Origin of the sequence: uncultured Veillonella sp. (genome assembly GCF_963551295.1) — a bacterium.
In the GTDB taxonomy this organism is placed as follows: Bacteria; Bacillota; Negativicutes; order Veillonellales; family Veillonellaceae; genus Veillonella.
On the sequence record NZ_CAUVFT010000001.1, the window covers coordinates 116,766 to 131,665 of the forward strand.

Genomic DNA, 14,900 nt, shown 5'->3' on the forward strand with positions numbered 1-14,900 from the left:
CTTAGTCTAGTCATGTAAGGAATATGAAAGCCGCCCTTTGGGAGGCGGCTCATCATTAGGAGGATTTATGAAATTCAAAAAATTTATGCCTGTATTGGCACTTGCTTGTGTATGTGCGGTAGGTCAAGCGGATGCGGCTCAAGATCGATTGATGATGCCAGAACAATCGGCTGAACCATTAAACGTGATTGAAGCGGAAGTGGCTGTTCCTGTACCTAGCGAAGAAGTTCGCGATGTAGTCAATGCTTTCACACAATTCCAATTGGACCAAAAGGGCAAACGTATTATGGACGATTCCCGTGTTATGACCGGTCAAGAGCGGTATCGTAACAATGTGTTGTACTACATGAACGTTCGTCGCAGCTGGTACATCGTGAGCCATCGTTATAAAAATGACAGCTATGCGCGCATGGCGTTAGATCGTTTGTACAACGATTACAAACAGTTCTTTACAGAACATATGACTGTATCTGAAGATGCTAAATTGGACTATGCGCAACAAATCATCGATATCTTGGATCGCAATACAGCCAATGTACATGATGATGAATTGCGTTTCTACATGAACGAAATGGTTATCTTCAGCTTGAACGAAGCTATGAAAGACGGCAATAATCGCGTGAAACCTGTGGATGAAAAAGCAGCTCCTGCAATGGACGAACTTCATACAGTGGATCTTCGCAAAGCGATTAATGCGCCCACAATTCAATAAAATTTAGACTATATAAATGGTGAAAGCCGAGGCACAAACTGCCTCGGCTTTTGTCATACATAGACTAAATCTCTCATATATGAATATGTAAATTTAATTCCACAAATATATAGAAAAAATGAAGAATTTCTTTCTTAATCATTAATTTTATTAAATAAACCATAAAAATGAATGAAACATGAAAAAGTTGTTTACAATATTGAATATTTTTGATATAGTGGTCACTAGAGTGAGTATCTTAAAGGAAAAGATATACGTAATAGTACTTAAACTATAGTATTGAGTACTATTGTTTTATGTTAGAAGTGTAGATGATTTTTTATGTCTATTACTTCTTCTTTTATTTTGTTTTTATATGAGGCTATAAACAGAATGCGTAACCGGTAGAATCGGTAGTTCGTGAGAAAGGAATAACATGAATCGAATTTATAATGTAATTTGGAGTAAAGCTAAAAATTGCTACGTTGTAGTATCTGAGTTAGTTAAGAGTGGTGGCGGTAAAGCTAGTGTGAATTCTGCAAGAACGAGCATTACTTTCCGTGCAGCTTTATGTGCTTTTGCTATTACGGGTTGTTTAGTATCGGGAATTGCAGAAGCAAATGTAATACAAGGTCCTGGTGCGGCTGCTACTGGTAGCAATAGCGTTGCCGTCGGTGATAATGCGAAATCCGCAGGTGCTAAATCTGTGGCTGTAGGTAATGACGCGACTACATTAGCAACAAGTGAAAATGGTATTGCCATCGGTAATGGTGCAAAGGCTGAAGGGCAACAACGAGTGAAGGTTCCATATCCTGCGGGTACTATTGCTATCGGTCAAGGGTCAGTTGCAAAGGAAAATGGCGATATTGTAATAGGTCGTCAAGCGAAGAGCACGATTTCCAAGTATCATCAACAACCTGGATCCGGTGCAGTTGTAATGGGTGCAGAAGCGGCTTCTTATGGTTCTCGTGGCGACGTAGTCATCGGTGCTGCAGCGGAAGCTAATATAATTAGAAAGAATGCTACTGTTGATAGTGACGGACAGCTGTTTTCACAATCTGTAGCTATCGGTAGCGTAGCGAAGGTATATGGTACTCAATCTATCGCTATCGGCGGTGATGTGAGATCTATCGGGCAATCCTCTATCGCTATCGGCGGTGATGATATCGATAAGGCAAAGCCTGATTTATATAAGGCTATTCCTGATTTAGCGGTGCCAGGTACGCAGAAAAACTTTAACCGTGAAGTGGCTGCGTTGCATCCAGGTGGATTGGGTACAGCAGCTCTTAATGATAGTAAGAACTATGTAAATACTGCATCTATCGGAAATGCCAGCCTTGCTATTGGTATGATGACGCAGTCTTTAGGCACGGGTTCTAATGCTATCGGTGCTAACTCCTTGTCAAAAGGTGTGGCTAGCACCGCTATCGGTGCTATGGCTCGTAGCTGGGGGAATAACTCTCTTGCTATTGGTAGTCAGGCTGGTGCTTATGGGGAGAAATCCACAGCTCTCGGCGATACAAATACAGTGGGCTTTGATATGACGAATGCAACTCTATCCGGTGCATCCGCAGGTGCTCTTGGTAAAGGCAATAAGGTTTACGGTAATAATGCATATGCTATCGGTAGTGACAATACGGTAGGGACTGCTACTGTTACAGAAATTACAGAAGCTAATGGCGATAAAATTAAAAAGGTTACTGCAGGTACGGTTAAAGGTAATACGGCGGGTGCGTTTGGTTATAAAAACACCATTACAACGGATAACTCCTATGCAGTAGGTAGTAACTCTACTATTTCCGGTGACAATGGCATGGTTCTAGGTAATAGTGCTACTGTAACAGGGGCTAACGGTTTAGCTCTTGGTAATAATACGAAAGTAGCTAATGACAATGCCGTAGCTATCGGTAATGGCTCTGAAACAGCAGCGGCTGTGGCTACTTCTTCTGCAACAATCAATGGGGCAACTCATAACTTTGCAGGCACAAATCCTGCTTCCACAGTAAGCGTAGGTAAGGCAGGTATGGAACGGACTGTTACTAATGTAGCGGCTGGTCGTATTTCTGCTACATCCACTGATGCTATCAATGGTAGCCAATTGTTTGCAGTTAAAACGGAAGTAGAAAAAGGCGTATCCTATGCAGGCGATGTAAAAGCTGCAGCAGCTGCAGACAATAAATTCACTCGTAAATTAGGCGAACAGACTAATGTTGTGGGCGGTGTAACCGATGCAACTAAATTGACAGATAACAATATCGGTGTCGTTTCCAATGGCACTGATACGCTAAATATTAAATTGGCTAAAACATTGACCGGTTTGGACAGCGTTACAGCTGGCGGCACTACTATCAATAACGGCGGTTTAACCGTAGATGGTAAGAACTATGTATCTCCAAACGGTATCAATGCGAACAACCAAAAGATTACCAATGTAGCTGATGGTACTAACTCTAATGATGCGGTTAATTATGGTCAATTACAAAATGTGATTAACTCTATCGATAAAGCGCCTACTGTGAAAGCAAAAGATGCAAATGTAACTGTAACAGAAGGTACAAATGCAGCAGGTGGTAAGGAATATACTGTTGGCTTAGGTAATACAATCAATGTTGGTACTGCACATCCTGTAACTGTAGATGGTAATGCAGGTCATGTAACAGGTCTTCAAAATACAGATTGGAATGTAGCCAATCCTGTGGCTGTTCCTGGACGTGCTGCTACAGAAGATCAGTTGAAAAAGGTTAACGATACGGTTAATACCAATAAGGATCAAATCGACAAAAATAAACAAGCAATCGCTGATAACAAACAAAATATCACAACAAATGCCGGTAATATTGCTAATAATACGCAAAATATCGCAAAGAATGCTGGTGATATCGTTACTATCAATAAAACTATTGAAAAAGGGTTGAACTTTGATGGGGACTCTGGTGCAACAATCAATAAGAAATTAGGTGATACGGTTGCTGTTAAAGGCGGTGCTACAGGCACATTGTCCGATGGTAACATTGGTGTTGTATCCGACGGTACAGGTACATTGAATGTAAAATTGGCTAAAACATTGACTGGTTTGGACAGCGTTACAGCTGGTGGTACTACTATCAACAACGGCGGTTTGACCGTAGGTGGTAAGAATTATGTATCTCCAAATGGTATCAATGCTAATGACCAAAAGATCACCAATGTAGCTAATGGCGACGTGGCTGCTAACTCTAAAGATGCAGTTAACGGCGGTCAATTACATCAAGTTAAGCAAGATCTTGGTGACCAAATTACGAATACCAAGAATGATTTAAATAATAAAATTGATAATACTAAAACAGACCTTATCAATAAAGGCCTTCGTTTTAACGCGGATAATGACGATGAAAAAACGAATAAATTAGGCTCTAAAGTAACTGTAAACGGTGATGACAACATCACTACAGAAATTACTCAAACTGGTGATGATACTAAGATTGCTCTTAAATTAAAGAAAGATCTTAATGTTAGATCTGTTACCGCTACGGATACTGTGAAAGCAGGGGACGTAACAATGGGTAAACAAGCTGATGGTGCTAACCCTGGTAATACAGGCAACTATATTACGGGTCTTGATAATAAAACTTGGGATCCAGGTAATGTTGTATCTGGTCGTGCCGCAACAGAAGACCAATTGAAACAAGCTTTGGCAAATCAAACTGCAACAGGTCTTAAATTTGATGCCAATGTAGGCGGTGTACAAACTAGTAAATTAGGTTCTACCGTAATCGTAAAAGGCGAAGGTAAAGCTGCTGATACCGATTATAGCGGTGAAAATATCAAGACTTTCATTAAACAAGATGCAGCAACAGGCAATACGACGATTGACGTGAAAATGAGCAAAAACCTTAAAGCTGAATCTGTAACGGTTGCCAAAGATGGTAAGAATGGCGTATCCATCACAGGCCCTGATACAGTGAATGGTACAGATGGCAAGGTAGCTGTTAAAGATCAAAACGGCAAGGATGCTGTATCTATTTCCGGCAAAGATGGTGTAGGTCACATCGGTTTAAGCGGTAAAGACGGTAAGAGCGCTGATATCACTGCTGAAAAAGGAGACCCTGATATCGAAGGTAACGCAATTACTCGTATTAAGTACAAAGACGAAAATGGTAAGACCCACCAAGTGGCAACCAAAGATGACGGTATGAAATACGGTGGCGATAGCGGTGCTGTGATCAACAAAAAGCTTAACGAACAAGTAAACGTAATCGGCGGTATTACTGATGCTAGCAAGTTGACTACAGAAGACAATTTAGGTGTAGTATCCGATGGTAGCAATAACCTCAAGGTTCGTATGGCAAAAGACTTGAAAGGCCTTGAAACAGTAACAACTAAAGATGCTGCAGGCAACACTACAGTTGTAAATGGTGGCGGCATGAAGATTACACCTGCTAGCGGTAACCCTGTGAGCCTAACTAAAGATGGTTTGGATAACGGTGGCAACAAGATTACGAATGTAGCTAAAGGTACAGCTCCGACTGATGCAGTCAATAAATCTCAACTGGATCAAGCTGCAGCTGCTGCGACTACGACGGTAACAGCAGGCGATAATATTAAGGTTACACCAAGCGACAATCCGAATGGTTCTAAAAACTATGAAGTAAGCCTTAAAGACCAAGTAACATTAGGCTCCGATCCGAAGAAACAAATTGCCATCGATGGTAATGCAGGCACAATCAAAGCTGGTGACAAGGTTGAAATCGACGGTAACAAAGGCACTATTAACGTTGGTAAAGATGGTCAAGATGGCGTATCTATCGCAGGCCCTGATACCGCGAATGGCACAGATGGCAAGGTAGGTATCACAGGTAAAGACGGTAAAGATGCTGTATCTATGTACGGTAAAGACGGTGTTGGTCACATCGGTCTTAATGGTAAGGACGGCCGTAGTGCGGATATTTCTGTTGAAAAAGGTGACCCTGATCTTGATGGCAACGAAATCACTCGTATTAAATACCAAGACGAAAACGGTAAAACCCACCAAGTGGCAACTAAAGATGATGGTATGAAATACGGTGGCGATAGCGGCGCTGTGATTAACAAAAAGCTTAACGAACAAGTAAACGTAATCGGTGGTATTACTGATGCTAGCAAGTTAACTACAGAAGACAATTTAGGGGTCGTATCCGATGGTACTGGCAACCTTAAGGTTCGTATGGCGAAAGACTTAAAAGGTCTTGAAACAGTAACAACTAATGATGCTGCAGGTAATACTACAGTTATGAACGGTGGCGGTGTAACGATTACACCTGCTAGTGGTAATGCAGTTAGTCTTACTAAAGATGGCCTCAACAACGGTGGTAATACAATTACCAATGTTGCGGCTGGTGTGAACGGTACTGATGCGGTTAACGTAAATCAATTAAAAGGCGCAACAGATAAGATGGCGAATGCTATCAATGCTGTAGCGGGTGAAACACAACGTGTAGGTGCTCATGCGGCGGCTATGTCTGCGTTGAAACCTATTCAGTATGATCCGTTGGAACCGACTCAAGTAATGGCCGGTATCGGTAATTACAGAGGTGAAACGGCAGCGGCGTTAGGCGTTGCACATTACACAGCAGAAGACACTATGTTCCATGTAGGTGTATCTGTTGGTAGTCACCATAACATGGTGAATGCCGGTGTAACTCACAAATTCGGTAACTCCGATGCGAAGAAAGCGATTCCAGATCGTTATAAAGGTGGCCCTATCAGCTCCGTTTATGTGTTGCAAGATGAAGTGACAGCGTTAAAAGCTGAAAATGCACGCATGCAAGAAAGCCTCAATGAATTGTCTTCCGTTAAGGCTGATAATGAACAAATGAAGGCTCAAATTGCATTGTTGATGCAACAAGCAGGGCTTACAAAATAACTTGAACTTGATTAAATGTGTTATTTAGTATACTCTAATCATGTAAGAATCATGTAAGGAATATGAAAGCCGCCCTTTGGGGGGCGGCTCATCATTAGGAGGATTTATGAAATTCAAAACATTTATGCCTGTATTGGCACTTGCTTGTGTGTGTGCGGTAGGTCAAGCGGATGCGGCTCAAGATCGATTGATGATGCCGGAACAACCAGCTGAACCATTAAACGTGATTGAAGCAGAAGTGGCTGTTCCTGTACCTAGCGAAGAAGTTCGGGACGTAGTGAATGCTTTCACACAATTCCAATTGGACCAAAAGGGCAAACGTATCATGGACGATTCCCGCGTTATGACTGGTCAAGAGCGTTACCGCAACAATGTGTTGTACTACATGAACGTTCGTCGTAGTTGGTACATCGTAAGCCATCGTTATAAAAACGATAGCTATGGGCGTTTGGCATTAGATCGTTTGTACAACGATTACAAACAGTTCTTTACAGAACATGCGACTGTATCTGAAGACGCTAAATTGGACTATGCGCAACAAATCATCGATATCTTGGATCGCAATACAGCCAATGTACATGATGATGAATTGCGTTTCTACATGAACGAAATGGTGATCTTCAGCTTGAACGAAGCTATGAAAGACGGCAATAATCGCGTGAAACCTGTAGATGAAAAAGCGGCTCCTGCAATGGACGAACTTCACACAGTGGACCTTCGCAAAGCGATTAATGCACCGACAATTCAATAATTTTAGATGATTCAATTATAAGAATTAAGTGTTGTTGTGTTGTATTTCTTATAATTGTATGACCGATAAAAAATATCGGGGTGTTGTTTGTATTAACAATACCCCGATATTTTTATGCATATAATTTTGCAATCAATGTGATTCGCTGACCTTGAATCACCTTATATGTAATTTTTTTTACGATGGCCGTAAAATTGTGATGCAGAAATTGTAACTGATCGTTAGGTTGAACGTCCGCATCATATGTGAATACGCCTTCTTCCCCATTAAAGCGACCTTTGATTGTGAAAGTTTGATTATCTCGTGTAACTACGATATCTTCTTCTGTAACCGTATTTGGTTTATCTATATTTTGTTGTAAGATATTGAGTTCTGACATAGATTTCTTCCTCCTTTCTGCTTTCAGTATAACAATAAAAATTAAAAAACACATGGAGTAATCGTATAAATTGTTTTTATACACATATGCGCTATTTCTATAAAGCCTATAAAGCCCGCCGATACGCCTTTAGAGTGCCTTAGAATAAAAAAAGGAATGACGGCGATTTGAATTTCACCTGTCATTCCTTTTACTATATAATAAAATGTTACCTTTATTGATTGTGCAATAGTTAATTGGCTTAAGTAGGTATGTAGTAATTGTGTACGTACATTGAGTCAAAATGGCAGAAACACTGTACGATATCTGTTTATGAAAAGATATCATTCTATTATATAATCTATCATAAATCAGAATGATGAAGAGAAAATAAATTGGTTATATATGATGTGATATTGGTACATAATTATGGAGCATATTAGTATTATTTATGAAAGTTGGTGAATAATAGTAAAAAAATACAGCATTTATGCAGAATATTCAGTATATTTAATTTTATCGAAATTATTAATAACTTAAACACAAAAGTTTTATGAAAATAAAATGAAAAAAAGTTTACTTTTCCCGTAATATGTGGTATTTTAGATATACACATTCAAGAATGTCGATGAATTCTCAATACATCATCGATACATCATTGTTATTTCATTAAATATGTAGATAGTTAGTTAGTAAGTTTTATAAGTTTTATAGGAGAAAGATTAATGAATCGAGTATTTAAAGTGATTTGGAATCGCACAAAGGGCTGTTATGTCGTTGTGGCAGAAACAGCAAAGAACATGACGAAACGTTCTTCTTTGTCGGTTGTATTTTCTAAAATAGTAGGCGCTACAGCAGTTGCCGTTATGCTGACAGGCGTGATGATGCCTACCGATGCCTTGGGGGCACCTATTACAAGAGGTAACGGTGCACAAGCTGAAAATGACGGTGGTATTGCTATCGGTGATAATACGGCATCTAAGGGTGACTATAGTATTTCAATCGGTACTAATGCATCTGTAGGTAGAAACGATACTGATGAAGGTAAAACGCAGAGCGGTATCGCTATCGGTCGTGGTGCAACTGTAACAGTTGATCCTAATAAGGGGCAGGATGTAGATCCTGATCAACGAACAGGTGGTATCGCCATTGGTCAAGGTGCAACAACTAAGGTTGTCAATGCCATTGCTGTTGGTTCCGGTACTAGTGCTGATGGTGCACAAGCCGTAACTATCGGTCATAATTCTCGTTCCACTACAAATAACAGTGTGGCCTTGGGTAATGAAACACGTGTGGCATCCACTAATGGCTTTGCCCTTGGTAATAATGCACGTGCCGGCTATGATGAAACCAATAAATTGATAGGCCTTGATAATGACCAGGCTTTCGGTTCCAATGCACGTGCTTATGGCGGTTCCTCCATGGCTTTCGGTAATGATGCGAAGGCATCTAAAGGTGGCGCTATTGCTATGGGTAACGGTTCCGAATCTAGAGGTGATTGGGCGGTAGCTATCGGTAATGGCTCTAAAGCTTTGAAACAGGGCTCTTCTGCGTTGGGGACGAATGCTACAACTAATAGCTCTCACTCCACTGCACTCGGTTGGGGTAGTACAACAAATGGCTACGCTGATATTGCGGCTGGTGATGGTTCTGTTGCATCTGGTGGTAATTCCCTAGCAATAGGTGTGCAATCTTCTACATCTACTGGTGCGGTAGGTGCTGTAGCATTAGGTTTAAGCAGTAAAGCTGAGCAAACAAACTCTATGGCATTAGGTGTATCTGCTAATGCTGCACATGAACGCTCCGTTGCACTAGGTGCTAACTCCAAGACTGATGCTAAAGTGAGCACACCAAATCAATTGGTAAATGGTTTGTGGTATAAAAACTATGCAGGAGGCAGTGCTGACTCCACACTTAGTGTAGGTAGCGATACACTAAAACGTACTATCACAAATGTGGCTGCAGGTCGTGTAAATGCACAATCTACAGATGCAATCAATGGTAGCCAATTATATGGTGTTGCAAATACCTTGGGTAATTTAGCAAGTACTACAAAAGGCCTTTTAGGTGGCAATGCAGCGCTTGACCCTGATACTGGTAACTTGTCGATGAGCAATATCGGTAACACAGGTAAAGGCACGATTCATGATGCTATTAAATTCAATAAAGACACTATTGATAAAGGCCTTAACTTTGATGCTAATACAGGTGGTGCGAAAAACAACCTATTAGGTTCTAAAGTTACTATCAAAGGTGATGGCAGTAATATCAATGCCGCAATTACACAAGCTAATGGTGATACAACTATTAACATGACTTTGGGTAACACCGTTACAATAGGTGCAGCGAACCCTATAACGATTAATGGTACTACAGGCCATGTAACAGGCCTTCAAAATAAAGACTGGAATGTAGATAATCCTGTGGCTGTATCTGGTCGCGCGGCTACAGAAGATCAATTGAAAAAAGTAAACGACAAAGTTAATACCAATAAAGCTGCAATCGATAAAAATGCTGGAGATATCAATACTAATAAGCAAAATATCAATAAAAATGCTGGCGACATTGCGAATAACAAAACTGATATCGCTAAAAATAAGCAAGATATTTCCACTATTAACACAAAGATTAATAAAGGCTTGAACTTTGCTGGCGACACAGGCACTGTAAGTAATAGACAATTAGGTGATACTGTAACTGTTAAAGGCGGTGCTACAGGCACATTGTCTGACGGTAATATCGGTGTTGTATCCGACGGCAATGGTACATTAAATGTGAAATTAGCTAAAACATTGACAGGTTTGGACAGCGTTACAGCTGGTAATACTAAGATTGATAACAGCGGTTTAACTGTAGGCGGTAAGACGTATGTGTCTCCATCAGGTCTCAATGCGAATAATCAAAAGATTACTAATGTTGCTAATGGTAGCGATCCTAATGATGCAGTTAACTATAGCCAATTACAAGCTGCTATCGGTGGTACAGCTAAAGCATCCACTGTAAAAGCGAAGGATGCGAATGTAACTGTAACAGAAAGTACAAACGCAGCAGGCGGTAAGGAATATACTGTTGGTTTAGGTAATAAAATTACCGTAGGTACAGCACATCCTGTAACTGTAGACGGTGATGCTGGTCATGTAACAGGCCTTACAAATACAGATTGGGATGTAGATCATCCTGCGGCTGTATCTGGTCGTGGTGCTACAGAAGATCAGTTGAAAAAGGTTAATGATAAAGTTAACACTAATAAAACTGCTATCGATAAAAATGCTGGAGATATCACTACTATCAATACAACTCTTGATAAAGGCTTGAACTTTGATGGTGACTCCGGTGCAGTTATCAATAAAAAATTAGGTGAAAAACTGTCTGTCAAAGGCGGTGCTACAGGCACATTGTCCGATGGTAATATCGGTGTTGAATCTGACGGCAATGGCACATTGAATGTGAAATTAGCTAAAACATTGACTGGCTTGGATAGTGTTACAGCAGGTGGTACTACTATCAATAACGGTGGTTTGACTGTAGGTGGTAAGAACTATGTATCTCCAACAGGTATCAATGCGAATAATCAAAAGATTACTAATGTTGCTGATGGTACAGTAGGCGCAGGCAGTAAGGACGCTGTAAACGGCGGTCAATTGCACGATGCTAAAAACGAATTAAATACTAATATCAATAATGCTAAAACTGATCTTATCAACAAAGGCCTTCGTTTCGATGCTGATAATAACGATGTAAAAACGAACAAACTTGGTTCTAAAGTAACAGTAAATGGTGATGGTAATATTACTACTGAAATTACGCAAACCGGCGATGATACTACAATCGGCGTTAAATTGAACAAAAATCTTAATGTTCAAACATTGACAGCTACAGATACCGTGAAAGCCGGTGGTGTAACAATGGGTAAACACGCTGATACTAAGAACTATGTGACTGGTCTTGATAATAAAGATTGGGATGTAAATACATCTAATCCTGTAAGCGGTCGCGCAGCTACAGAAGATCAATTGAAAAAAATCAGTGATGTTGTTAAGAGTCAAGGTGCTGCTGCTACAGATTATCGTTTGGTGAAAAATGCAGCTGCTGCAGACGGTGCTTATACAGTTGATTCTAACGGTGATGTTGACTTAACTGTAGAGGATAAAAACCATGCAGGTCAAAAAGAAACTGTTAAGATTAAGGATGTTGCATCTAAATCTAGTCTCGACAAATTAAATGATCGTGCTGTTAAGTATAATTTGGATAATGGTGCTGTTGATAAGACAAAAGTAACTTATGAAGGTCCTACTTATGCTAATAAAACTGGTGGTACTCATGTAACAAATGTGGCGTATGCTACAGGCAACGATGGTAGCGAAGCGGTTAATGTGGATTACTTGAAAGACAAAATCAAAGATAGCGAAGATGCATTAACTAATAAAGGCTTGAAATTTGATGCTAACAGTGGCGGCGTAAAAACTAATAAACTTGGCTCTACGGTTACTGTTAAGGGCGAAGGTAATGATGCTGATGCTAACTACAGCGGTGAAAACATTAAAACTTTCATCACACAAGATCAAGATGGCAACACAACTATCGATGTGAAGATGAACAAAAACCTCAAAGCTAATAGTGTGGCAATTGCCGGTAAAAATGGTCAAGATGGCGTTACAATTAAAGGTGGCGACGCTAAAAACGGTGTAGATGGCACAAGCATTAATCGTTTAGTGACCGAAGATAAAAACGGCAATACACATACGCTTGCAACCCTTGATGATGGTATGATGTATGGCGGCGATACAGGTAATGTAATTAAAAAGAAACTTAACAATCAAGTGAATGTTAAGGGCGGTATCTCCGATGAAAGCAAATTAGCGACTGAAGACAACATCGGTGTTGTTTCCGACGGTTCCGATACATTGAAATTGCGCTTGGCGAAAGAATTGAAAGGCTTGACGTCTGCTACTTTCACAAACGGCGGCAATAATACTGTTATCAATGGTGATGGTATGACAATCACACCTGCTGGCGGTAATGCAGTGAGTCTTACAAAAGACGGCTTAAATAACGGCGGTAACAAGATTACGAATGTAGCTGACGGCACGGACCCTAACGATGCGGTTAATAAATCTCAATTGGATAAAGCTACAGCAGCCGCATCTACAACGGTATCGGCAGGTAATAATATTACTGTGACACCTAGCACCAATGCGAATGGTTCCAAGAACTATGAAGTAAGTCTCAAAGACCAAGTGACATTGGGCTCTGATGCTACAAAACAAATCGCGATGGACGGTACTACAGGCACAATCAAAGCCGGTGATAAAGTGACAATCGACGGCAACAAAGGTACTATTAAAGCTGGCAACGTAACAATTGACGGTGAAAACGGTACCATTAAAGCTGGCGACAAGGTAACTATTGACGGTAAAGATGGTAAGATTGCAGCAGGTAAGGTATCTGTTGATGGTAAAGACGGTTATGTGACAGGTTTGGAAAACAAAGATTGGGATCCTAACAACATCACAAGCGGTCGTGCTGCTACAGAAGATCAATTGCAAAAATCTCACAAATCCTTGGATAATAAGATTACTAACCTAGGTGATGAAATCACGAAAAAAGGTATGAATTTCGCCGGTAATACAGGTGAATTCCACCGTGATTTAGGCCAAAAGGTTACTATCAAAGGTGAAGGTACAGAAGCCGATGATAAATACTCCGGCGAAAATATTAAAACAGTAGCCGACCAAAATGGTAATGTTACTATCAAGATGGCAAAAGACCTTAAGACTGACAGCTTGACTACCGATAAGGTGAAAGTCGGCAAAAACGGTAAGGATGGCGTATCCATTACTGGTCCTAACGGTGTTGACGGTACAGACGGTAAAGTAGGCATTACTGGTAAAGACGGTAAAGATGCTGTATCCATGTCCGGTAAAGACGGTGTTGGTCATATCGGTTTAACTGGTAAAGACGGCCGTAATGCGGATATTACCGTTGATAAAGGTGATCCAGACTTAGACGGTAACAACATCACTCGTATTAAATACCAAGACGAAAACGGTAAGATCCACCAAGTGGCAACTAAAGATGATGGTATGAAATACGGTGGCGATAGCGGTTCCGTAATCAAGAAAAAGCTTAACGAACAAGTTAATGTAGTGGGTGGCATTACTGATGCTAGTAAGTTGACTACAGAAGATAATTTAGGTGTCGTATCCGATGGTACTGGCAACCTTAAGGTTCGTATGGCGAAAGACTTGAAAGGTCTTGAAACAGTAACAACTAAGGATGCTGCAGGTAATACGACAGTTATGAACGGTGGCGGTGTAACAATTACACCTGCTAGCGGTAATGCTGTAAGTCTTACTAAAGATGGCCTCAACAACGGCGGTAATACAATTACCAATGTAGGCCCTGGCGTAAACGGCACGGATGCAGTTAACGTAAATCAATTGAAAGGTGCTACAGATGGGTTAGCTAATGCTATTAACTCCGTAGCGGGCGAAACACAACGTGTAGGCGCTCATGCGGCGGCTATGTCTGCATTGAAACCTATTCAATATGATCCATTGGAACCAACTCAAGTGATGGCCGGTATCGGTAATTACAGAGGTGAAACTGCGGCGGCTCTTGGCGTTGCACATTACACAGCAGAAGATACTATGTTCCATGTAGGTGTATCTGTTGGTAGCCACCATAACATGGTGAATGCCGGTGTAACTCGTAAATTCGGTACTTCCGATGCGAAGAAAGCGGTTCCTGAACGTTACAAAGGTGGTCCTATTAGCTCCATGTACGTAATGCAAGATGAAATGACTGCTTTGAAAGCTAAGTACGAAAAAGTACAACGCGACAATGAAGAAATGAGAGCACAAATTGCATTATTGATGCAACAAGCGGGCTTGAAATAATATGAAATAACATATTGATACGGCAGTGCTTATAAAAGGCGCCAAAAGCGAAATGCTTTTGGCGCCTTTTTGCATGCAAGAAATAGATGCAATGGTTGTTATGAGCATATATATGTCATGATTAACTTGTAAGATAATCGAAATAGGTGAGTAACAATTGGATCATAATAGTTTACTAAGGTGAAATACATTTTTTTCATGAAGTTAATTTTATGCGAAAAAATTAGTACATTTAGCATATTCATAAGGTATATAGCGGAGTTTTTGTATATTCATAAATATTTATGATTTGGAAGTGAGTGTAGAGTGAAAAATTTTTT

General features: G+C 40.5%; 5 protein-coding genes. 4 read left to right on the forward strand and 1 reads right to left on the reverse strand.

Annotation, left to right across the window (positions count from 1 at the left end; genetic code table 11):
• Positions 1 to 67: 67 nt before the first annotated feature.
• The 3 genes from RYO55_RS00420 to RYO55_RS00430 all read left to right on the forward strand — a co-directional run bounded on the left by RYO55_RS00420 (position 68) and on the right by RYO55_RS00430 (position 7,323).
• Positions 68 to 712: a hypothetical protein gene (locus RYO55_RS00420; protein ID WP_314983646.1), complete on the forward strand. Its 645-nt coding sequence runs from the start codon at positions 68 to 70 to the stop codon at positions 710 to 712.
• 415 nt (positions 713 to 1,127) lie between these two features.
• The gene (locus tag RYO55_RS00425) at positions 1,128 to 6,572 is read left to right on the forward strand and encodes an ESPR-type extended signal peptide-containing protein (RefSeq protein WP_314983648.1); all 5,445 of its coding nucleotides are present in this window, start codon (positions 1,128 to 1,130) and stop codon (positions 6,570 to 6,572) included.
• 106 nt (positions 6,573 to 6,678) lie between these two features.
• Positions 6,679 to 7,323 carry a hypothetical protein gene (locus RYO55_RS00430; protein WP_004692902.1) on the forward strand — a complete coding sequence of 215 codons (645 nt, stop codon included), beginning with the start codon at positions 6,679 to 6,681 and terminating at the stop codon, positions 7,321 to 7,323.
• A gap of 112 nt (positions 7,324 to 7,435) precedes the next feature.
• On the opposite strand, the gene RYO55_RS00435 is transcribed toward RYO55_RS00430, so the two are convergent.
• Positions 7,436 to 7,702, reverse strand: a complete 267-nt coding sequence (locus tag RYO55_RS00435) for a hypothetical protein (protein ID WP_004692901.1) — start codon at positions 7,700 to 7,702, stop codon at positions 7,436 to 7,438.
• A 704-nt stretch (positions 7,703 to 8,406) separates the two neighbouring features.
• Here RYO55_RS00435 and RYO55_RS00440 point away from each other — a divergent pair.
• A complete protein-coding gene (locus tag RYO55_RS00440; RefSeq protein WP_314983652.1) occupies positions 8,407 to 14,580 on the forward strand; it encodes an ESPR-type extended signal peptide-containing protein in 6,174 nt (2,057 codons plus the stop codon).
• Positions 14,581 to 14,900: the final 320 nt, after the last annotated feature.